General features: G+C 70.3%; 18 protein-coding genes and 2 pseudogenes. 16 read left to right on the plus strand and 4 right to left on the minus strand.

The window, feature by feature from the left end:
• Positions 1–6: 6 nt before the first annotated feature.
• From CFK39_RS14905 to CFK39_RS14945, 10 genes and pseudogenes are all read left to right on the plus strand, one after another.
• Complete coding sequence (locus CFK39_RS14905; protein ID WP_089066116.1) at positions 7–765, plus strand: YebC/PmpR family DNA-binding transcriptional regulator; 759 nt, start codon at positions 7–9, stop codon at positions 763–765.
• Positions 766–835: 70 nt separating this feature from the next.
• Positions 836–1,429: a crossover junction endodeoxyribonuclease RuvC gene (gene ruvC / locus CFK39_RS14910; protein WP_089066117.1), complete on the plus strand. Its 594-nt coding sequence runs from the start codon at positions 836–838 to the stop codon at positions 1,427–1,429.
• 26 nt (positions 1,430–1,455) lie between these two features.
• Positions 1,456–2,063, plus strand: a pseudogene (gene ruvA / locus CFK39_RS14915) (Holliday junction branch migration protein RuvA).
• On the plus strand, positions 2,060–3,106 hold the full coding sequence (gene ruvB, locus CFK39_RS14920; protein ID WP_089066118.1) for a Holliday junction branch migration DNA helicase RuvB: 1,047 nt from the start codon (positions 2,060–2,062) through the stop codon (positions 3,104–3,106). Before ruvA ends, ruvB begins: the two are co-directional and overlap by 4 nt.
• A 224-nt stretch (positions 3,107–3,330) precedes the next feature.
• Positions 3,331–3,708: a preprotein translocase subunit YajC gene (gene yajC, locus CFK39_RS14925; RefSeq protein WP_245822715.1), complete on the plus strand. Its 378-nt coding sequence runs from the start codon at positions 3,331–3,333 to the stop codon at positions 3,706–3,708.
• An 87-nt stretch (positions 3,709–3,795) separates the two neighbouring features.
• The gene (locus CFK39_RS17080) at positions 3,796–4,422 is read left to right on the plus strand and encodes a preprotein translocase subunit SecD family protein (RefSeq protein ID WP_245822717.1); all 627 of its coding nucleotides are present in this window, start codon (positions 3,796–3,798) and stop codon (positions 4,420–4,422) included.
• On the plus strand, positions 4,332–5,729 hold the full coding sequence (gene secD, locus CFK39_RS14930; RefSeq protein WP_245822718.1) for a protein translocase subunit SecD: 1,398 nt from the start codon (positions 4,332–4,334) through the stop codon (positions 5,727–5,729). Before CFK39_RS17080 ends, secD begins: the two co-directional genes overlap by 91 nt.
• Positions 5,726–6,910, plus strand: coding sequence for a protein translocase subunit SecF (secF, locus tag CFK39_RS14935; protein WP_089066119.1), 1,185 nt, complete (start codon positions 5,726–5,728; stop codon positions 6,908–6,910). The genes secD and secF overlap by 4 nt, the downstream gene beginning before the upstream one ends.
• Positions 6,907–7,473, plus strand: a complete 567-nt coding sequence (locus CFK39_RS14940; protein ID WP_089066120.1) for an adenine phosphoribosyltransferase — start codon at positions 6,907–6,909, stop codon at positions 7,471–7,473. Before secF ends, CFK39_RS14940 begins: the two co-directional genes overlap by 4 nt.
• Positions 7,474–7,578: 105 nt before the next feature.
• Positions 7,579–9,989: pseudogene (locus CFK39_RS14945) on the plus strand (RelA/SpoT family protein).
• Here the strand turns inward: CFK39_RS14945 and CFK39_RS14950 are convergent.
• Together CFK39_RS14950 and CFK39_RS14955 are read right to left on the minus strand one after the other, a co-directional pair.
• A complete protein-coding gene (locus tag CFK39_RS14950; protein ID WP_177349010.1) occupies positions 9,929–10,666 on the minus strand; it encodes a hypothetical protein in 738 nt (245 codons plus the stop codon). The pseudogene CFK39_RS14945 and the gene CFK39_RS14950 overlap by 61 nt on opposite strands.
• Before the next feature lie 109 nt (positions 10,667–10,775).
• Positions 10,776–12,551: a DUF349 domain-containing protein gene (locus tag CFK39_RS14955; protein ID WP_089066121.1), complete on the minus strand. Its 1,776-nt coding sequence runs from the start codon at positions 12,549–12,551 to the stop codon at positions 10,776–10,778.
• Between the two features lie 223 nt (positions 12,552–12,774).
• On the opposite strand from CFK39_RS14955, the gene hisS reads away from it, so the two are divergent.
• Together hisS and trxA are read left to right on the plus strand one after the other, a co-directional pair.
• On the plus strand, positions 12,775–14,151 hold the full coding sequence (gene hisS / locus CFK39_RS14960; RefSeq protein ID WP_089066122.1) for a histidine--tRNA ligase: 1,377 nt from the start codon (positions 12,775–12,777) through the stop codon (positions 14,149–14,151).
• 115 nt (positions 14,152–14,266) lie between these two features.
• Positions 14,267–14,638 carry a thioredoxin gene (gene trxA, locus CFK39_RS14965; RefSeq protein WP_089066123.1) on the plus strand — a complete coding sequence of 124 codons (372 nt, stop codon included), beginning with the start codon at positions 14,267–14,269 and terminating at the stop codon, positions 14,636–14,638.
• Positions 14,639–14,722: 84 nt separating this feature from the next.
• Here the strand turns inward: trxA and CFK39_RS14970 are convergent, their stop codons facing one another.
• The gene (locus CFK39_RS14970) at positions 14,723–16,642 is read right to left on the minus strand and encodes a DEAD/DEAH box helicase (RefSeq protein WP_089066124.1); all 1,920 of its coding nucleotides are present in this window, start codon (positions 16,640–16,642) and stop codon (positions 14,723–14,725) included.
• A gap of 337 nt (positions 16,643–16,979) precedes the next feature.
• Between CFK39_RS14970 and aspS the strand changes: the two genes are divergently transcribed.
• The gene (gene aspS, locus CFK39_RS14975; RefSeq protein WP_089066125.1) at positions 16,980–18,785 is read left to right on the plus strand and encodes an aspartate--tRNA ligase; all 1,806 of its coding nucleotides are present in this window, start codon (positions 16,980–16,982) and stop codon (positions 18,783–18,785) included.
• A gap of 109 nt (positions 18,786–18,894) precedes the next feature.
• Here the strand turns inward: aspS and CFK39_RS14980 are convergent, their stop codons facing one another.
• The gene (locus CFK39_RS14980) at positions 18,895–19,488 is read right to left on the minus strand and encodes a DUF3043 domain-containing protein (RefSeq protein ID WP_089066126.1); all 594 of its coding nucleotides are present in this window, start codon (positions 19,486–19,488) and stop codon (positions 18,895–18,897) included.
• A gap of 102 nt (positions 19,489–19,590) precedes the next feature.
• Here CFK39_RS14980 and CFK39_RS14985 point away from each other — a divergent pair, with 102 nt between their 5' ends.
• The 3 genes from CFK39_RS14985 (at position 19,591) to CFK39_RS14995 (ending at position 21,762) form a co-directional block, all read left to right on the plus strand.
• Entirely contained in the window at positions 19,591–21,003 is a 1,413-nt protein-coding gene (locus tag CFK39_RS14985; protein WP_089066127.1) for a dipeptidase, read from the plus strand.
• On the plus strand, positions 21,000–21,290 hold the full coding sequence (locus tag CFK39_RS14990; RefSeq protein ID WP_089066128.1) for a hypothetical protein: 291 nt from the start codon (positions 21,000–21,002) through the stop codon (positions 21,288–21,290). Before CFK39_RS14985 ends, CFK39_RS14990 begins: the two co-directional genes overlap by 4 nt.
• A 112-nt stretch (positions 21,291–21,402) precedes the next feature.
• Positions 21,403–21,762, plus strand: coding sequence for a HesB/IscA family protein (locus CFK39_RS14995; protein ID WP_089066129.1), 360 nt, complete (start codon positions 21,403–21,405; stop codon positions 21,760–21,762).
• The last annotated feature ends 298 nt before the right edge of the window (positions 21,763–22,060 follow it).

The following is a 22,060-nucleotide window of genomic DNA, read 5'->3' on the forward strand; positions in this document are numbered from 1 at the left end:
AGAGAGATGGCAGGGCATTCCAAGTGGGCGACCACGAAGCACAAGAAGGCCGTCATCGATGCCAGGCGAGGCAAGCTGTTCGCCAAGCTGGTCAAGAACATCGAGGTCGCGGCCCGCATGGGTGGTCCTGACCCGGTCGGCAACCCGACCCTCTTCGACGCCATCCAGAAGGCGAAGAAGACCTCCGTCCCCAACGACAACATCGACCGCGCCGTCAAGCGCGGCGGCGGCCTGGACGGCGATGGGGTCGACTACGAGACGCTGATGTACGAGGGCTATGCCCCCGGCGGTGTCGCCGTGCTGGTCGAGTGCCTCACCGACAACAAGAACCGGGCAGTATCCGAGGTGCGTCTGGCCTTCAACCGGGGCGGCGGCAACATGGCCGATTCCGGCTCGGTGTCCTACCTCTTCGAGCGCAAGGGCGTCGTGGCGGTCCCCAAGGGGGAGCACAGCGAGGACGACCTGCTCGAGGTGGTGCTGGATTCCGGTGCCGAGGAGATCAACGACGAGGGTGAGACCTTCGAGATCATCTCCGAGGCCACGGACGTGGTCGCCGTGCGCACTGCGCTGCAGGAGGCGGATATCGACTACGACAGCGCAGAGGCGCAGTTCGTGCCGACCATGCGCACCCCCGTGGACCTCGACGGCGCCCAGAAGGCCCTGCGCCTGATCGAAGCTCTCGAGGACAGCGACGACGTGCAGAACGTCTACTCCAACCTCGACATCTCCGAGGACGTCGCCGCACAGCTCGCGGACGCGGAATGACCCTCGCGGACGGTGCGGCCGCCCCCGGCGGATCCGCACCGTCCGAGCCGTCCAGGTGCAGGAGCGGACGATGACCACGATGCGGGTGCTCGGGGTCGACCCCGGTCTGACCCGGTGCGGCATCGGCGTGGTCGACGCCCTCGGCGGGAGACGCGCCCGGCTGGTCCACGCCGGCGTGATCCGCTCCGAGAGCGAGGCACCGCTGGATCAGCGGCTGCTGACCATCGCGCGGGGCCTGCGGGCCGCGCTCGAGGAGTTCGCCCCGGACGCGGTCGCGGTCGAACGGGTCTTCAGCCAGAACAACATCTCCACGGTCATGGGCACCGCCCAGGTCTCCGGCATCGCCCTGCTCGAAGCGGCCGAGCGCGGGATCCCGACCGCCCTGCACACTCCCTCCGAGGTGAAGGCGGCGGTGACCGGCAGCGGCCGAGCCGACAAGAAGCAGATCCAGTCCATGCTGATCCGGCTGCTGAACCTGGACACCGCCCCGCAACCGGCCGACGCCTCCGACGCGGTGGCGATCGCGCTGACCCAGCTGTGGCGCGGTCCCGGCCCGGTGGCCCTGGACTCCACCGGGGCCGCCCGAACCAGCGCCCAGGCCGTCTGGGCCCGCGCCGAGCGGGAGGCGCGACGCGCCCGGGAGCGCTCCACCTCCCGCCACTGATCGAACAGGTGTTCTAGGCTGGTCCGGTGATCGCAACCCTGACCGGACGGGTCGCCCGCATCGACCTCGACTCCCTCGTGCTCGAGGTGGGAGGCATCGGCTACCTCCTCCGCACCACCCCACAGGCGCTCGGCGCCACCCGCCACGGTGCCGAGCTCACCCTGCACACCGAGCTGGTGGTCCGGGAGGACTCGCTGACCCTCTACGGCTTCCCGCACGCTGAGGAGGCCGAGACCTTCCGCATCGTCCAGTCGGTCTCCGGGATCGGGCCCCGCACCGCCCTCGCCGTGCTCGCAGTCCTGGATCCCGAGGAGCTGCGGCGGGCGGTCGCCGAGGAGGACACCAAGGCCCTCACCCGCACCCCCGGCATCGGCCCCAAGGTCGCCGGACGGATGCTGCTCGAGCTCGGCGGGAAGCTGCCCACGCCATCCACCCCTGTCCCGGGAGCATCGCCGGTCGCCGCCGCGCCCGCCGGGGCCCCGATGCCGACGTGGTCGAGGCGCTGGTGGGTCTGGGCTGGCCCGAGAAGGCCGCGCTGGGCGCGGTCGAATCGGTGCGGGCCGACGGCGGTGAGGACCTCGAAGCCGCCGAGCTGCTCCGCCGATCGCTGCGCGGCCTCGGAGGACATCGATGACCGACGCCGAGGATCCCTCGCTCACCAGCGCTGAGGCGGTGCCGCCGGAGCGCACGGCCGAGGCCGCGCTCCGCCCGCGCCACCTCGACGAGTTCGTCGGCCAGCAGGTGGTGCGCGATCAGCTGTCCCTGGTCCTGGATGCCGCCTCGGCGCGGGGACGCACTCCCGAGCACGTGCTCCTGTCCGGCCCGCCCGGGCTCGGCAAGACCACGCTGGCGATGATCATCGCCGCAGAGCTGACCGCCCCGCTGCGGATCACCTCGGGCCCGGCGATCCAGCATGCCGGCGACCTCGCCGCGATCCTCTCCTCCCTCGACGAGGGGGAGGTCCTGTTCATCGACGAGATCCATCGCCTGGCACGTCCCGCCGAGGAGATGCTCTACATCGCCATGGAGGACTTCCGGGTCGATGTCGTGGTCGGCAAGGGGGTGGGGGCCACTTCTATCCCGCTGGATCTGCCGCCGTTCACCGTGGTCGGCGCGACCACCAGGGCGGGCCTGCTGCCTGCTCCGCTGCGCGACCGCTTCGGCTTCATCGGTCACCTGGACTTCTACTCCCCGCAGGAGCTGAGAGAGGTGGTCCGCCGCTCCGCGGAGCGGCTGGAGGTCGCGCTGGAAGAGACGGCGTCGGTCGAGATCGCCTCCCGCTCGCGCGGCACCCCACGCATCGCCAACCGGCTGCTGCGCCGGGTCAGGGACTGGGCGCAGGTGCGGGGGAGCGGTCGGCTCGACCTGGCCGCCGCGAAGGAGGCGCTGCGCGTCTACGAGGTCGACGAACGTGGCCTGGACCGACTGGACCGGGCGGTGCTGTCTGCGCTGTGCGGGCGCTTCTCCGGAGGACCGGTGGGGCTGTCGACCCTCGCCGTCGCGGTGGGGGAGGAGACCGAGACGGTCGAGACCATGATCGAGCCCTATCTGGTGCGCGAGGGCTTCCTGCTGCGCACCCCCCGGGGCCGGGCGGCGGCGCCGGCGGCCTGGACCCATCTGGGGCTCGCCCCACCGGAGGGGCCAGAGGGGGTCGCGCCGATGCTCGGCCGCTTCTGAGCCGGGCCCGCACCGTCCTCGGCGAGGTCCGCGTTCGAGCTCCGACCGGGTCGCGCTGACGGTCCCGGACCCCTCCCGCCGATGCGCCGCCCGCGTACGGTTCCTCACGCCGACCCTGGGTGGGCGGCGGGGCTTCGGCGGGTACAGTGGGGCGGTCAGTCGCCCGCGGCGGCACCGCATCGTGCAGGAGCACCGTGCGCGCGCCGTCCGCCGAAAGGAACTCCGTGGAATCTCTCCTCCCCCTCCTGCTCATCTTCGCCGTGATGATGCTGCCCCTGATGTGGATGTCGAGCCGTCAGAAGAAGGCTCAGCAGAAGCAGCTCGAGCGTGTGCGCCAGCTCGGCGTGGGCGACGAGGTGCGCACCCACTCCGGCTTCTTCGGCCTGATCGTGGAGGCCTACGACGATGTCGTGGTCCTCGAGAGCGAGGACGGCTCCCAGAGCAAGTGGGCACGTCAGTCGATCGCCCAGCAGGTCAACCAGGAGGAGCTGCTGGAGGCCGAGACAGAGGACGAGGAGAGCTCCTCGCAGGACGCCATCCCCGGGGTCACCGTCTCCGACGACTCCGCCCGTGATGAGGACGTCCGGCGAGACCGCGACTGACCTCCCGGGCCGCACCGCCCCGCTGCGATCGTCCGCGGTCGTCGCATCTGAGCTTCGACCACCCGCCATCCTGAGGAACTTCGCATCATGCCTGCACGTCGAATCGCCCTGGCGGCCCTCGCGGTGCTGATCCTGCTGCTGGGCGGCGGAGTCGGTGCCGGTATCTGGAAGGGCGGCTGGGAGCCGGCCCCCAAGCTCGCGCTGGACCTCGAGGGCGGGACCCAGATCATCCTGCAGGCCCAGTCCCGCGACGGTGCCGAGATCGACGCCGACGCGATGGAGCAGGCGCGTCAGATCATGAGCCAGCGCGTCAACGCCATGGGCGTGGCGGAGACCGAGATCACCGTCCAGGGTGGGACCAACATCGTCATCGATGTTCCCGGGCAGCTCGACCAGGAGACCTCCGAGGCCGTCCGGCAGACGGCCGCCATGTCCTTCCGTCCCGTCCTGGGCGTCGTCGCTCCGGAGGGTGTGGACGAGGCGGCTCCCTCCGACGGCGGGGGGAGCTCCGACGGCGGCGGCGAGGCCTCCGCCGTCGGGGAGAGAGCACGCCGGAGTCCTCCGAGGCGCCGGCGGATCCTTCTCAGCACCTGTTCGACGGACTGCCCGGCACGGATCCCGCGATGGCGCCGCCCCCGGTCCCGGCCGACGGAGAACTGCCCTATCCGGCCTGGTCGATGGAATGGATCACCCCGGAGGTCCAGACCGAGCTGATGACGGCGGACTGCGTGGACCCCGGGGCCCAGCAGGAGAAGGTCACCGAAGCTCCCGCCGATGAGCCGGTGGTCGCCTGCGACCCGGACGCCACCGCGAAGTACCTGCTGGGTCCGGAAGTCGTCGCCGGCTCCGCGATCAAGGACTCCGGCGTCTCCTCCGACGTCACCCCGACCGGCCAGGCCACCGGGTACTACGTCGTGAACATGAGCTTCTCCGAGGAGGGTTCCCAGGGCTTCGCCGATCTGACCACGGCGCTCTACAACGGTGAGGGCGGAACGGACGCCTTCGGCATCGTGCTGGACGGTCTGGTGATCTCCGCCCCGCAGGTGCAGGAGCCCTCCACCGGCGGTGAGGCCCAGATCTCCGGGAACTTCTCGCAGGACGAGGCGAGCCAGCTCTCCGACCAGCTGCGCTTCGGTGCCCTGCCGCTCGAGTTCGAGGTGGCCTCGGAGCAGCAGATCTCGGCGACCCTGGGCGCCGACCAGCTCGAGATGGGGCTGATCGCCGGGCTCATCGGTCTGGCGCTGGTGGTCCTGTACGCCTTCGCGCAGTACCGCCTGCTCGCGATGGTGACCACCTCGAGCCTGCTGATCATGGGGCTGCTGACCTACGGCACGCTCACCACGCTCTCGAACATCCCCGAGATCGGCTACCGCCTCTCGCTGGCCGGTGTGGTGGGTCTGATCGTCGCGATCGCCTTCACCGCCGACTCGTTCATCGTCTACTTCGAGCGGGTCCGGGACGAGATCCGAGAAGGGCGCGGGATCGTCGCGGCAGTCGACCACGGCTGGGATCGGGCCAAGCGCACCATCCTCGCCTCCGACGCCGTCAACCTCCTCGCCGCGGTGGTGCTGTACGCGCTGTCCACGGGAGGGGTGCGCGGCTTCGCCTTCGTGCTCGGTCTCACCACCGTGCTCGATCTGGTGATCGTCTTCCTCTTCACCCACCCGCTGCTGCAGACGCTGGTGCGCAGCCGCTTCTTCGGCAAGGGCCACCCGTTCAGCGGTCTGGATCCGGCCCGTCTGGGGCGCCGGGTCCCCGCCTATGCCGGGCGCGGACGGGTGCGTCCGCTCACCGAGCGCGGCGAGCGCGGCAGCTCCGACGGCGGCGACGAGGTGCGTGAACCGATCGCCGTGCGGCGCGCCCGCCTGGAGCGTGAGGCCACGGAGCGAGCGGCGGCAGCGGAGGCCACCGCGGGCCAGGAACGAGACCGTGACGACCGTCCGTCCGATCCGGGATCCGCGAACGCCGAGGGCGGCGATGACACCGATGACCCGGATGACACCGAGGAGCAGAGCCGATGACCGCGACCTTCGCCCGTTTCGGCAATGATCTGCACGGCGGTCGCCGCACCGTCCCGATCATCACCCGACGTCGCACCTGGTACCTGTTCAGCCTCGTCCTGATCGTGCTCCTCGCGGTGTTCTCCGTGGTGCGGGGCCCGAACTTCGGCATCGAGTTCACCGGCGGCTCCGAGTTCCAGGTCGCGGGGGTCGCGGATACGGAGCAGACCTCAGCCCGCGAGGTCGTCCGCGATCATCTGCCGGAGAACGAACCGCGGATCACGGTGCTGGGCAGGGACACCCTGCGGGTCCAGACCGAGCAGCTGGACTCGGGCGAGACGGCCGCCGTCGCCGAGGACCTCGCCGTGGCCTACGGGGTCTCCTCCGACGCCGTCTCGAGCTCCTTCATCGGGCCGGTGTGGAGCGGAGACGTCACCCAGAAGATGCTGCGCGGCGTGATCGTTTTCCTGGCACTGGTCGCGGCGATGATGGCGCTGTACTTCCGCAACCTCAAGTCCTCCCTGGCCGCGATGGGCGCCCTGTCCCACGACATGCTGATCACGGTGGGCGTGTATCTGGTGGTCGGCTTCGAGATCACCCCGGGCACCGTGATCGGCTTCCTCACCGTGATGGGGTACTCGCTCTACGACACCATCGTCGTCTTCGACAAGGTGCGCGAGAACACCGCCGGCCTGGTCCGGCAGGACCGCACCACCTATGCCGACGAGGTGCAGCGCGCTGCGAACCAGACGCTGGTGCGCTCGATCAACACCTCGGTGGTGGCGCTGCTGCCCGTGGGGTCGATCCTGTTCATCGGTGCCTTCCTGCTCGGCGCCGGCACGCTCAAGGACATCTCCCTGGCCCTGTTCATCGGCATCATCGCCGGCACCTACTCATCGATCTTCCTGGCCCCGGGCTTCCTGGTGGACCTGCGCCGCGGCGAGCCGGAGATCTCCGCGCACACCACGAAGGTGCTGCGGGCACGACGCGGACAGGATCCCGAGCAGGCCGTGCCGGCCACAGGCCTCCAGGACGCGGATCCCTCGAGGATCGCGTCGCTGGAGCGCATCACCGCCGACCGCGGGACCGGCACCGGAGCCGCTTCCGGGCGGCCTGCGCGCTCCGCCGCCCCGGCCGCCCCGCGGCGCCAGCCCCGCCGCACCACCCGCCGCCGGCGCACCCACGAGGGAGGGGCCCGATGAGCGGAGCCGGCGGCCCCGGCGCGGATCACGGCGCTGCAGAGGTCGATGCGCTGCTGGCCTCCCACATCTCGGAGCATCCTGACTTCCCGATCCCCGGGGTGCTGTTCCGTGACATCACCCCGCTGCTGCGGGACCCCGTGGCACTGCGCACCGTGATCCAGCACTGGAGCACCCTGCTCCCCGAAGGCGTCGAGTACATCGTCGGCACCGAGGCGCGGGGCTTCGTGCTCGGTGCTCCGCTGGCGTACGAGATCGGGGCCGGTTTCATCCCGGTGCGCAAGGCCGGGAAGCTCCCGGGCGATCCCGCCGGGCTCACCTATGACCTCGAATACGGCAGCGCGAGGATCGAGATCCCGCAGGACTCCTTCTCGGCCGGCGCCCGAGTCCTGCTGGTAGACGACCTGCTGGCCACTGGCGGCACCGCGGCGGCGACGCTCGAACTGACTCGACGGTTCGATGTGGAGGTGCTCGGCGCCACGTTCCTCATCGAGCTCATGGGACTCGGGGGGCGCGACCGGCTGCCGGACACCGAGCTCTCGACCGTCTGGCAGATCGAGGACTGATCTCGTTCCCGGACCGGCGCACAGCCCGGGGCGGGACCTCCGGGGGCGAGGTTCGAAGCAGTGGTGACCCACGCGTAGACTGGGCCTCCCAGCCAGGAGGTGTGCATGCCGCAGGAGCCAGCATCCCCGCCCTCGAGGGCCTCCGTCCCGACGGGTGGTGACAGCGCCGCGCCCGCATCACCGGCCGCCTCGCCGCCCCGACCGCCGGGCGCGGCATCCCGCCGCAGCCGTTCACGGCTGTCCTTCTTCTCCTCCCGCGCCGGGTCGTCGGTCGATCCCCTCCTGGCCCCGCTGCTGGAGACCATGACGGCGGTCAGCCCGAAGGAGAACCCCGACCTCGTCCGCCGCGCCTACACCGTCGCAGAACAGGCACATCGCGGTCAGACCCGCAAGAGCGGCGACCCGTACATCACCCATCCGGTGTCGGTGGCGATGATCCTCGCGGAACTCGGCTCCCCGGCCGAGGTGATCGCCGCCGCGCTGCTGCACGATACGGTCGAGGACACCGACTATTCGCTGGAGCGGCTGCGCAGCGAGTTCGGCGAGGTGATCGCCGTGCTGGTCGATGGCGTCACGAAGCTCGACAAGGTCACCTACGGTGAGGCCGCGCAGGCGGAGACCGTCCGCAAGATGATCGTGGCGATGAGCCGGGATGTCCGGGTGCTGCTGATCAAGCTCGCGGACCGGCTGCACAACGCTCGCACCTGGAAGTACGTCCCGGCGGCCTCCGCGGAGCGGAAGCCGAAGGAGACGCTCGAGATCTACGCCCCGCTGGCGCACCGGCTGGGCCTGAACACGATGAAGTGGGAGCTCGAGGACCTCTCCTTCCAAGTGCTGTACCCGAAGGTGTATGAGGAGATCGTCTCCCTGGTCGCGCAGCACGCCCCGGCCCGGGAGCAGTACCTGACGACCGTCTCCACCCAGATCAACGAGGACCTGCGCAAGGCGAAGATCAAGGCAGAGGTCACGGGCAGGCCCAAGCACTACTACTCCATCTACCAGAAGATGATCGTGCGCGGCCGGGACTTCTCCGACATCTACGACCTGGTCGGGGTGCGCGTGCTGGTGGACACCGTCCGCGACTGCTATGGCGTGCTGGGCACCCTGCACGCCCGGTGGTCGCCGGTGCAGGGCAGGTTCAAGGACTACATCGCGCTGCCGAAGTTCAATCTCTACCAGTCGCTGCACACGACGGTGATCGGACCCACCGGCAAGCCCGTGGAGATCCAGATCCGGACCCGTGAGATGCACCGGCGGGCGGAGTACGGCGTCGCCGCGCACTGGAAGTACAAGGCGATGGCCGGTACCCAGGGCGCCGCAGACGCCTCCCCGGGGGCAGCGACGCGGCCTGGCTGCGGCAGCTCATGGATTGGCAGAAGGAGACCACGGACTCCGGTGAGTTCCTGGACTCGCTGCGCTTCGAGATCAACACGCAGGAGGTGTACGTCTTCACCCCGAAGGGGGATGTGCTGGCGCTCCCGCAGGGTGCCACGCCCGTCGATTTCGCCTATTCCGTGCATACCGAGGTGGGGCACCGCACCATCGGGGCGCGGGTCAACGGTCGCCTGGTCTCGCTCGAGTCGAGCCTGTCCACCGGCGACGTGGTCGAGGTCTTCACGTCGAAATCCCCCGACGCGGGCCCCAGCCGGGACTGGCTGGGCTTCGTGAAGTCGCCGCGCGCCCGGAGCAAGATCCGCCACTGGTTCTCCAAGGAGCGGCGCGAGGAGGCACTGGAGAAGGGCAAGGAGGAGCTCGCCAAGGCACTGCGTCGACAGGACCTGCCCATGCGGCGCCTGCTGACGCATGACACGCTCGCCACCGCCGCCGATGACCTGAACCTGCCCTCGGTCGATGCCCTTTACACCTCGATCGGGGAGGGGCACACCGGGGCCCAGCACGTGGTCGAGAAGCTGCGGGCATCGTTCGGTGGCACGGTCGGCGCGGAGGAGGACCTGGCCGAGATCACGCTCCCCTCCCGGGTGCGCTCACGGGCCGGGCGCGAGGAGCGGCACGCCGCGGAGACCGATCAGGGCGTCATCGTCGATGGCCACGCGGACCTCTGGGTCAAGCTCGCCAAATGCTGCGGCCCGGTGCCGGGAGACCCGATCGTCGGCTTCATCACCCGCGGCTCGGGAATCTCCGTCCACCACGAGACCTGCACCAACGCGATCCAGCTGCGAGAGCAGCAGCCCGATCGGATGGTCGAGGTCTCCTGGTCGGGCCGTCACAGCGCCGCCTATCTCGTGCACATCAAGATCGAGGCGCTGGACCGCCCGCGCCTGCTGACCGATATCGCTCTGGTCATCTCCGAGCAGCAGGTGAACCTGCACTCCGCCTCTGCGCAGTCCAACAGCGATCGGCTCGCCACCAGCTTCTTCTCCTTCGAACTGGCCGATCCCTCGCACCTGCAGTCCGTCCTCGCACATGTGCGGAGGATCGAGGGCGTCTACGACGTCTACCGGGTCACGGCCGATGGCAAGCCCGTGGGTGCGCCGTCCCAGCTCACCTCCCGCTGACCGCCCAGCACCTCCTCCAGCCGCTGCCGGGCGGACTGCACCCCCGGATGGCGGTGCATCTGCTGCAGCTGATGACGGACCTCGTGGGTCCGGAGGTGGCCGTGGGCGGCCAGCCCCTGCAGCAGGGGTGTGGCGACCGAGGCCGGGGTGAACCTGAGCAGATCCATCGCCGTGCGCACCGGGATCGTGATCGGGGTGCCGCCGATCGTCTCGACCTCCTCCGGCCGCAGCCGCGCAGTGCGCAGCACGACCCCTGCCAGCTCGCCCCGATGGGCCGAGGACAGCAGCTCCGCCGGGGCCGGGGGCTCCCCGCCCAGCAGCACCCAGGCCGCGGAGGGGCCGGCGATCACATGATGCGATTGCAGCTGGGAGCCGAGGGCACAGCCGAGGGCGAGAGCCCGCTGCACGGCGGTGCCCAGCAGATCCGGGGGGACGTACCGCCCGGGCAGCAGGCGCTTGAGGTAGCCCTCGGCGACCAGCACCCGGGTCGGCGGCGTCTCCTCCCAGCGCTGCAGGGCCGTGCCCATCGGGACAGCGAGCTCTGCCGCATGGCGGGACCAGGCCGCGCACAGGCCGATGGAGGAGAGACGATCCAGCTCGGCTCCGCCCGCGTCGGGGCTCAGCGGCTCAGCAGCTGTGGTCGACCCGGGACCGGCGGAGGAGAGGAACGGTTCCATGCACCGACTGTGGCCCAGTGATGCGCAGAGAGCAACGCCCCCGCCTGTCACTGTGGACGGGCGGGGGCGGTGGAGGAGCGGTCGCCGGTCGGGGCGAGCCGGCGAAGGCTCAGCCGAGATCGCGCGCCGAGCGCTCGATCACCGCGAGCCATTCCTTGCGTGCCTCGAGCGCGGCCTCGGCCTCGGCGATCTTCTTCGGGTCCCCGCCGGCCACGGCCCTGTCCAGGGTCTCCTGGTAGGACGCGATCGCAGAATGCAGCTGCGAGGAGGCGCCCTCCACCCGAGCCTTGGTGCGCGGATCGGTGCGCCGCCACTCATCCTGCTCGGCGTTCTGCACCGAGCGCTCGACCTTCCGCAGGCGGTCATCGATCCGCCTCATATCGCCACGGGGGACCTTGCCGGCCTCCTCCCAACGATCCTGCACCGAGCGCAGCTTCTTCTTCGCGGCCTCCAGATCCTTCGCAGGGTCGATGGCCTCTGCCTCGGACAGCAGCGACTCCTTGACGGTGAGGTTCTCGCGCTGCTCGGCCTCGGTCTCGTGGAGGTCGGCGTTGCGGGCCTGGAAGAAGGTGTCCTGCGCGGCCTTGAACCGCTTCCACTGCGCGTCGTCCTTCTTGCGGCTGCCGCGCGGGGCACGACGCCACTCGTCCATCAGGTCCTTGTAGGCCCGCACGGTGGGCCCCCAGTCCGTGGACTCCTGCATCGCCTCGGCACGGACGATCAGCTGCTCCTTGACCTGCGCGGCCTCAGCATGCTTCGCGTCCAGCTGGGAGAAGAACTGCTTGCGCATCCGGTCGAAGGTCGCACGGGCTGCGGAGAGCCGCTTCCAGAGCGCTTCCTCGGTGGGGCGGTCCAGGGAGACGTCATCCGTCTGCATCTGCTTCCAGGTGGAGACCATCTGGCGCATGGTCTCTCCGGCGTTCTTCCAGGAGATCTGCTCCGGATCCGTGGCCACCAGCGTCTCGATGGACTCGACGAACTCGGTGCGGCGCCGTACAGCCTCCGCACGGCCCTCAGCGCGCTTGGCCTCGAGCGCCCGGATCTTCTCCTTCGCCAGCTCCCGCAGCTCGTTCGCCCGCGTCCGCAGAGCCGGGATATCCCCGACGACCTGCGGCTCCTTCATGTTCTTGCGCAGGTTCTCGAGCAGCCTGTTCAACTCGTTCTGAGTGTGCTCGGGAGCATTGAGCGTGGTCTGGGTGAGGTCGAGGAAGGCGACCAGGTCGAGATATCCCCGGGCGAAGGGCTCCAAGGCCACCTGAGGGTCCGTCTCGGTGGTGGTCCCGACGGTCCGCACCTGGGTGCCGTCCTGGACCGTGATGGTCCCGTCCTCGGTGACCGTGCCGAACGCTGCGGCGGCAGTGATCTGCTCCGGGTCGTACTCGGTGACCGGCGGCGCGACCGGCAGCAGAGCGGCGCTGGGCTTCTTCGCGGCCAGTGCGGCCGGCGTGGGGGCGCTGGGGCGCGGGCCGCGCGCCATGGGCTTGGGTGCCGTCGGCGCGGGTGCCGACGAGCGCTCATCGGCCGCGGGCTGCGCCGCTTCCTCCGTCTGATCCGACGGCTCCGCCGGGGTCGCAGACGGCGTGTCCCGCACGGGCCCAGCGATCGGGTCCGCGGTCTCGGACTGCGTGGACGGTGCAGCCTGCTGGTCCTGCTCAGTCTGTTCAGACTGTTCAGCCTGCTGGGCCTGTTCAGTCTGTTCGGACTGTTCAGCCTGCTCGGCCGCTGCGGTCGCAGGACCGTCGGCGCCGGGTGCGGTGCCAGTGGCGGCCGGGGAGCCCGGCTCCGCCGGGGAGGGCGCGGGCTGACCAGAACCCTGATCGGCGCCGGAATCGGGGGTCTGCGCGGCGGGGGAGGACGCGGGGACGGGGGTCTCGGACTCGCTCACGATTGAGCTCCTTCGAAAGGATCCGCTGCAGGGCGGGACACTGCCGCCGGGATCGGCGGTCGGGCTGGCAGGCGGCCATCCCCGTCAGGGGGCGGACCGCCTCAGGGAACTCTACAGCGACGCGCACCTGAGGGAGGACTCGTCCGGCTGTCCGCCCCACCCCGCGCTATCGGGGATAATGGCGTTCGGCACTCAGCCCATGACCGAGAAGGAAGTGCACCGCATGGCGAAGATCGCCGCCCTGTCAGGATTCCCGGAATGGCTCCCCGCGGAGCGGCTCGTCGAGCAGCACGTGATCGACGTGTTCCGTGAGGTGGCCGAGCTGCATGGCTTCTCGGGCATCGAGACGCGCTCCGTCGAGCCGCTCGACCAGCTGCTGCGCAAGGGCGAGATCGACAAAGAGGTGTACGTCCTGCGCCGGCTGCACGCCGAGGAGGAGAGCGCCGAGCCGGACCGTGAGGACCGTTCGCGCACACTGGGCCTGCACTTCGACCTCACGGTCCCGCTGGCCCGCTACGTGCTCGAGCACCAGAACGACCTCGCCTTCCCGCTGCGACGGTTCCAGATCCAGAAGGTCTGGCGCGGCGAACGCCCCCAGGACGGTCGCTTCCGCGAGTTCTACCAGGCGGACCTCGACGTGATAGGGCAGGACACCCTCCCCGGGCACATCGAGGCCGAGGTCGCTGTGGTGATGGCCGAGATCCTCGATCGGCTCCCGACGCCCTCGTTCACGATCCATGCCAACACCCGGCGACTGTCCGAGGGCTTCTTCCGGTCGATCGGGCTCGAGGACCACACCGCTGTGCTGCGCGTCCTCGACAAGCTGCCGAAGGTCGGACAGGACGCGGTCCGGGACCTGCTGCTGGCCGAGACCGGTGCGAGCACGGAGCAGGCTCAGGCCTGCCTCGATTTCGCCTCCATCCGCACCCGGGACGGCTCCTTCGCCCAGCAGGTGCGGGACCTCGGCGGCAGTGGCGAGATGGTCGAGCAGGGGATCGCAGAGCTCACCGCGGTCCTCGAACGCGTCGAGGCGGCGGTGCCCGGGGTGATCCTGGCAGACCTCTCGATCGCACGCGGCCTGGACTATTACACGGGCACGGTCTTCGAGACCTTCGTGAGCGGGCACGAGTCCCTGGGCTCGATCTGCTCGGGTGGTCGCTATGACTCCCTGGCCTCCGACAACCGCCACACCTACCCCGGTGTCGGACTCTCGATCGGCCTGTCACGCCTGGTCTCCCGTCTTCTCTCGGCCGGTCTGGCCACCGCCTCCCGCTCGGTGCCCACCTGCGCGCTGGTCTCCGTCGCGGATGAGCAGCACCGCCACCTCAGCGATGCCGCCGCACGGGCGCTGCGCAGCCGTGGCATTCCCTGCGAGGTCGCTCCGAGCGCCGCGAAGTTCGGCAAGCAGATCCGGTACGCGGATCGTCGGGGGATCCCCTTCATCTGGTTCCCGGGGATCGACGGGGCCGCCGATCAGGTCAAGGACATCCGCAGCGGTGAGCAGACGGAGGCCGACGCCGCAGTCTGGGAGCCGCCGGTCGAGGACCGGACCGTGCGGGTCCTGCGTGCTGATGAGGGGCACCCCGCAGCACAGGCCTGAGGCCATGCGTCGGCCCTGAGCTCATCGGCGCGGCAGGAAGCCCTCCGTGCCGATGAGCTGAATCACATCTTCGCGGCACGGGAATGATCCCGGCCGCCGCAGCGTTCCACCGGTCATGGCTACGCTCACCCTGACCACCGAGAACCACGACAAGACCGTCGAGGACGGCATCGTCCTGATCGACTTCTGGGCGGGCTGGTGCGTGCCGTGCCAGCGCTTCGCACCGATCTTCGAGGAGGCCTCCGAGACCCACGAGGACGTCACCTTCGCGAAGGTCGACACGGAGGACCAGCAGGAGCTGGCGATGCGCTACGGCGTCACCTCGATCCCCACCCTGGTCGCCTACCGCGAGGGCATCCCGGTGTTCTCGCAGGCCGGTGCTCTCCCGCAGTCCGCTCTCGAGGATCTCGTCGGCCAGGTGAAGAACCTGGACATGGACGAGGTCCGCAAGGCCTATGCCGAGGCGCAGGAGCAGCAGGAGGGCTGAGACCCCGCCGCACCACGCGAGACGCCCCCGCCGCCGGAATCATCCGGTGACGGGGGCGTCGCTCATCCAGCAGGCGCTGGCCGTTCAGCCTTCGCTACGACGGAAGGGGCGACGCTTCGAATCGAAGCGGCCACCGCGGTCGTCGTGACGGGGACGGTCGTCGCGACGGAACGGACGCTCACCGTCCCGACGCGGGCCCTTGCCACCGCGCGGTCCGTGGTCGGGGCCGATCCGCAGCTCGCGGCCGCCGACCTTGGCGCGGGAGATCCGCTCCATCTGCTCCGCGGACAGGGAGCCGCGGATCTGGACCAGGGCGAAGGTCGGGAAGATCTGGATCTTGCCGATGTCCTTGCCGTGCAGGCCGCCCTCGCCGGTGATCGCGCCGACGATGCCGGGCGGCCGGGCGCCGTGGGTGTGGCCCACGCCGACCTTGTACGAGGTGTATCCGCGCTCGGTGCTCGGGGCATCGCCGCGCTGGCCGCGCTCCGCATGGCGGTCGTCACCGGAGAGCTTCGCCGTGAACTCCTGCTCCTCGGAGGCGGATCCGGGGCCGTCGTCACCCACGGACATCGCGCCGAGGGCGGCTGCGAGCTCCAGGGGATCGAGATCGTGCTCGGTGACGAACTCGCCGATCAGCTCGCGGTAGAGGTCCAGACGTCCGCGCTCGATCCGCTCGGGCAGCTTGGTCAGCTGCGCGGCCAGGCGATGCTTGGACACATCGCGCGGGGAGGGGATGTCCGCCTCGGCGAGCGTCTGCTTGGTCGCGCGCTCGATGTTCTTCAGGGCACGCCGCTCGTGGGGTCCGATGAAGGTCAGCGCTTCGCCGGAGCGGCCTGCACGGCCGGTGCGCCCGATGCGGTGCACATAGGACTCCGCCTCCTTGGGCACATCGAAGTTCACGACCAGACCGATCCGCTCGACGTCCAGGCCGCGGGCCGCGACATCGGTCGCGACCAGCACCTGCAGCGAGCCGTCGCGCAGTCGCTCGACGATCTTCTCGCGCTCCTTCTGCGGCACGTCGCCGCTGATCGACGCGGCGATCAGGCCGCGGGACAGCAGAGCGGTGCCGACCTCCTCGGCGGCGGCGCGGGTGCGCACGAACACGATCGCCGCCTCCGCCGGGGAGGTCTGCAGCACGCGGGCCAGCGCACCGGTGCGGTGCCGGAAGGGCACCACGGCGTAGGTCTGGGTCACGCTCTTGACCGTCGAGGACGCGGGAGAGACCCGCACGCGCACCGGGTCCTTCATATGGGTCTGGGCGACCCGCTGGATGGCGGAAGGCATGGTCGCGGAGAACAGGGCGACCTGACGGCTGGCGGGGGAGTGGGAGAGGATCTCCTCGACGTCCTCCGCGAAGCCCATCCGGAGCATCTCGTCGGCCTCGTCCAGGACGGCGAAGCGGATCGTGTCCAGGCGCAGATTCGTACGGCGCATGTGGTCCATCACACGGCCGGGGGTGCCGACGACCACCTGTGCGCCGCGGGCGAGGGCGCGCTCCTGTGGGCCGTAGGGAGAGCCACCGTAGAGCGCGACCACGTCGAGCCCGCCGATCGAGGTGGCGAAGGAGGAGATGGCGTCCGCCACCTGCATCGCCAGCTCGCGGGTCGGGGCGAGGACCAGGGCCTGCACCTCACGGCGCGAGGGGTCGATCGCGGCCAGCAGCGGCAGGCCGAAGGCGGCGGTCTTGCCGGTGCCGGTCTGGGCGACACCGATCACGTCGCGGCCCTCCAGCAGCGGCGGGATCGCCTGGGCCTGGATCGCCGAGGGGACGGTGAAGCCCAGCTCGTCGACCGCACGGCGCAGCGGCGCCGGCAGCGCGATGTCATCGAAGCTGGGGCCCGCAGGCGCCTCCGGCTCGACCGGTGCGGAGTCGGTGTCCGCCTGCACCGCCTCGGACGGTGCGGTCTCCGACGGTGCGGTCTGGGACGGTGCGGTCTCGGACGGTGCGGTCGAGTCGGGCTGCTCGGAGGCGGCAGGGGCGTGGGCAGGGGAAACGTCGGTCATGGTGTCCTTCGACAGTCAGGGGATGAACAAGCCCTAACGTGTCGCAGGGCGTGAGTGCCCGTTCAACGGGCGTGGGCGCCCATACATCTCGCGCAACGAGGATCATGCGGTGGCACGATGCGGCTCGGGCGATCTCGGGCGAAAACAGACCTGCTGTCTCGCAGGTCGGACCATGGTCGAGTCTACGGGCGGGATGGCCCGCGCAACAGTGCCGCGGTGGCGAGATCGCTCACGCTGAGCGGTAAGGTGGGCAGTCCACGCCATCGTGCGTGACGGCCGCCGGGCGCTGTGTTGCCGGGTGGGCCATGACCTGTCGAACCCATCAGAAGGACACCTCGTGCTGCGCACCCATACCGCCGGTGAGCTCCGCCAGGAGCACATCGGACAGACCGTCACCCTCACCGGCTGGATCGGCCGTCGCCGTGACCACGGCGGCGTGACGTTCCTCGATCTGCGCGACGCGAGCGGCGTCTCCCAGGTGGTGGTGCGCGAGGACGAGGCGATGCACCTGCGCAATGAGTACGTGCTGAAGGTCGTCGGCACCGTCGGGCGCCGCCCCGAGGGCAACGAGAACCCGCAGCTGCCCACCGGTGATGTCGAGGTCACCGCGAGCGAGGTCGAGGTGCTCAGCGCCTCGGCGCCGCTGCCCTTCCAGCTCGACGAGCACAGCGAGGTGGGGGAGGAGGCGCGCCTGCGCTACCGCTACCTGGACCTGCGCCGGCAGGGCCCGGCCGCCGCGATGCGCCTGCGCTCCGAGGTCAACCGCGCCGCCCGCGACACCCTGCTGGACCAGGACTTCATCGAGGTCGAGACCCCGACGCTGACCCGCTCCACCCCGGAGGGCGCCCGTGACTTCCTGGTCCCGGCACGCCTGGCCCCCGGCTCCTGGTATGCGCTGCCCCAGTCGCCGCAGCTGTTCAAGCAGTTGCTCATGGTGGGCGGCATCGAGAAGTACTTCCAGCTCGCCCGCTGCTACCGCGACGAGGACTTCCGCGCCGACCGCCAGCCCGAGTTCACCCAGCTCGACGTCGAGATGAGCTTCGTGGACCAGGAGGACGTGCTCGCCCTGGCCGAGCAGATCCTCACCGCTGTGTGGGCCAAGGGCGGCCACCAGATCACCACGCCGTTCCCGCGCCTCACCTACGCCGAGTCCATGCGTCGCTTCGGCTCCGACAAGCCCGATCTGCGCTTCGACCTCGAACTGGTCGAGATGACGGAGTACTTCCAGGACACCCCGTTCCGAGTGTTCCAGGCGCCCTACGTGGGAGCGGTGGTCATGGCCGGCGGCGCTTCGCAGCCGCGTCGCCAGCTCGATGCCTGGCAGGAATGGGCCAAGCAGCGCGGTGCGAAGGGCCTGGCCTACGTGCTGGTGCAGGAGGACGGCACCCTCACCGGGCCGGTCTCCAAGAACATCTCCGAGGCGGAGAAGGCGGGCCTGCTCGAAGCGAGCGGCGCCTCCACCGGTGACTGCATCTTCTTCGCGGCCGGCGAGGCGAAGGCCTCCCGCGCACTGCTCGGTGCGGCCCGGGGGGAGATCGCCGAGCGTCTCGGACTGATCGACCACGAGGCCTTCTCCTTCGTATGGGTCGTCGACGCACCGATGTTCGAGCCCGCGGCCGATGCGCGTGCCGCCGGTGACGTCGCCGTGGGCGGGGGTGCCTGGACCGCGGTGCATCATGCCTTCACCTCGCCGAAGCCCGAGTTCATGGACACCTTCGACACCGACCCCGGCGCGGCGCTGTCCTACGCCTACGACATCGTCTGCAACGGCAACGAGATCGGCGGCGGCTCGATCCGTATCCACGACCAGTCCGTGCAGCAGCGCGTCTTCCGCCTGATGGGCATCGGTGAGGAGGAGGCGCAGGAGAAGTTCGGCTTCCTGCTGGACGCCTTCCAGTACGGTGCGCCGCCCCACGGCGGCATCGCCTTCGGCTGGGACCGGATCGTGGCGCTGCTCGCCGGGCAGGACTCGATCCGCGAGGTCATCGCCTTCCCCAAGACGGGCAACGGCTTCGACCCGCTGACCGCCGCTCCGGCACCGATCACGCCGCAGCAGCGCAAGGAGGCGGGGGTCGATACCAAGCCCGCGCCGCGCGGCGAGCAGGAGAAGCCGGCCACCGGTGACGGGGCCCCGGCCGCCTGAGGGGCATTCGCCCAGACGAGAACGGCCGACGCGGAAGATCGCGTCGGCCGTTCTCGATATCGGTGCAGGCGCCGGCCCCGGGCGAGGGGGACATGCGCGCCGCGAGGGGTCAGCGCGGCGCCTGGCCGTGCTTGATCTGCACCCGGGGCAGGCGGAAGCGCCGGATCTGGATCGCCCGCATGATCCCGTAGCTGACCAGGCCGCGCTGGACCTCGCCGAAGCGCTCGGTGACCAGGTGTCGCAGGCGCTTGCGCAGCACCAGGCCGTCGATCACGCAGATCGCGATGCCGCCCCACAGCAGGATGATCATCCCGGTGGTCAGCACCGTGGTGAGCTGGGGACGGATCAGGGGGAGGAACAGCGAAAGGACCATGAACACCAGCGCGATCGGGAAGAAGAACTCCGCGATGTTCCAGCGGGAGTCGACCACGTCCCGCACGAAACTCCGTTCGGGGCCGCGGTGCTGCGCCGGCATCTTCTTCTCGTCGCCGGTCATCAGGGCCTGCTGGGACTCCTGACGCTCCCGACTGGCTCTCTCCCGGTCCCTGCGCCGAGCCTCCTTGCGGTCATCGACCACCAGGGGCCGACGGCGAGCGGCCTCGGCTTCCTTGCGGGTACGGGTAGGACGGCCCTTGGAGCCGGGGCGCGCGGGCTGCGGCTCGGGCTCGGAGCTCTGCGGGGTTCTGGACTTGCGGAAGATCACTGCAGCAGTCTAGGCGACGCCGGCGGCACCCTCCCCGTGCCCGGCACGTGATCTCGCCCGGGCCGGGCTCGGTGCTCGCACGGCGGCGGTAACGTGAGGGCCATGAGCACCCCTGATCCCGCACCCCGCACAGCTGTCACCGGTGATGCCGCGGAGGTCGAGGCGCTGCGGACGCGACTCGAGCCGCTGCTCCCGACCGCCATCGAGGACCTAAAGGACCTCGTGCGCATCCCGTCGATCGCCTTCTCCGGCTACGACCCCGAGCCGGTGCGCCGCAGCGCCGATGCGGTTGCGGAGCTGCTGCGGGGCGCCGGGATGGCCGAGGTGAGCATCGAGTCGGTCCAGGGCGGCAGTCCCGCAGTCATCGGGCGGAACCCGGCCGCCGCGGGCAGGCCCACGGTGCTGCTGTACGCCCATCACGACGTCCAGCCCACCGGTGCCGTCGAGGACTGGACGAGCGACCCCTTCGAGCCTGTCGAGCGGGACGGTCGGCTCTACGGCAGAGGTGCTGCGGACGACAAGGCCGGAGTGATGGCCCATGTCACCGCGCTGCGACTGGTCGGCGAGGAGCTCGCCGCCGATGGCATCGGCGTGACCGTATTCGTCGAGGGTGAGGAGGAGGCCGGATCGCCGACCTTCCGCCCCTTCATCGAGACCCATCGGGAACGTCTGGAGGCCGACCTCATCATCGTCGCGGACTCCGCGAACTGGGCGGTGGGCACTCCCGCCCTGACCACCAGCCTGCGCGGCGTGGTGGACCTCGTCGTCGAGGTGCGTGCGCTGGACCATGCCGTCCACTCCGGTCTCTTCGGCGGGCCGGTCCTGGACGCGCTGACGCAGCTGTCCCGGCTGCTGGCCACCCTGCACGACGAGAACGGCGAGGTGGCCGTCGACGGCCTGCTCCGTGCCGAGGACCCGACGGTCGAGATGGACGAGCTGGACTACCGCCGTGATGCCGGCGTGATCGACGGTGCCGAGCTCTCGGGCAGCGGCTCGTTGACCGCACGTCTGTGGACGCGGCCGGCGCTGTCCGTGATCGGCATCGATGCCCCCAGCGTGCGTGAGGCCTCCAACACCCTGGTGCCCGTCTCCCGGGCCAAGGTGTCCCTGCGGATCCCGCCCGGTGAGGACCCGGCCACCGCGATGGACGCGCTGGTCGCCCACCTGGAGCGGCACGCGCCGTCCACTGCACAGGTCACGATCCATCGCGGCGAGCAGGGCAAGCCCTACCGGGCGCAGCAGGAGGCACCGGCGATGGATCTCGCCCGGAAGTCCTTCGCACGGGCCTGGGGCGTGCCCGCGGTGGACACCGGCCTGGGCGGCTCCATCCCGTTCATCGCGGACCTGCTCGAGGTGTTCCCGCAGGCAGAGGTGCTCGTCACCGGCGTCGAGGACCCGGAATCCAGAGCTCATGGCATCGACGAATCGCTCCATCTGGGGGAGTTCGCGAAGGTGTGCCTGGCTGAGGCGCTGCTTCTGCGCGGTGCCGGGGCGCTCGAGGGAGCACGGGCGTGAATCATCCGCATCAGCGCACTGGTTCTTCGCAGAGTTCCGGAGGCGGCGGGAGCACGCCGGTCTCCCCCCTGCTGGTCCCGATGCTGCTCGTCGGCCTGGTGATCGGCTTCGTCGCCGGATACTTCTTGCTGTGGTGGGGCTTGATCGCGGTGGTGGCCGTGCTGGTGCTCGCCGCGTCCACGGTGCTGTCGGGCAGGAGCCGCGACGGCGCCACCGGGGCCGTGGTCGGCGTTCTGCTGGGATACGCCGGAATACTTCTGGTGGCGTTCTTCCGCGGAGTGGTGTGAGGGTCGGGCGCCCGGCTTCGCGGCAGGTCGATCCGGCTCGCCGGGACCTCCGCTGCCCGTTTTCGGCCGCTGAGGCGTATCCTGGCCGGACACGAGTTTCGAGGAGGACCTCATGACCACGCCCACCACTGAGCGCCCCGCCGCAGCGCATGGCGTCAACCTCACATCCGGCGCCGCCCAGAAGGTGACCACGCTGCTGGAGCAGGAGGGCCGCGACGATCTGCGCCTGCGCATCGCGGTGCAGCCCGGCGGCTGCTCCGGCCTGATCTACCAGCTGTACTTCGACGAGCGGATCATGGATAACGACCTGGTCGCAGATTTTGACGGTGTCGAGGTCGTCGTCGACAAGATGAGCAGCCCCTACCTCTCCGGTGCGGTGATCGATTTCGCCGACACCATCGAGAAGCAGGGCTTCACCATCGATAACCCGAACGCCGGAAGCTCCTGCGCCTGCGGCGACTCGTTCGGCTGAGCCGTCTCGACCGAGGTCCCCGCGCTGGTCGCGACGGTGGTCGGTCAAGCACTCAGGGCCCGGCCCGGTGACGATCACGTCACCTGGCCGGGCCCGTCTGCGTGTGATGCCGGCGACCTCGAGGTCACGGACCGGTCACGGACCCGGTGGGGCACGGATCGCGGCGAGTCGAGGTGGCCTCACCGCCTCCGAGAACCCGTATGATGACGATGTGCCGTCAAACGGCGGGCCGTCGGCCTGCCGAAGCCCTTCCTCTCCGGGAGGGCGCGGCGCTGTGGGCATGTCCCGCCCACATCAG

It is taken from the genome of Brachybacterium avium (assembly GCF_002216795.1).
Lineage (GTDB): Bacteria > Actinomycetota > Actinomycetes > Actinomycetales > Dermabacteraceae > Brachybacterium > Brachybacterium avium.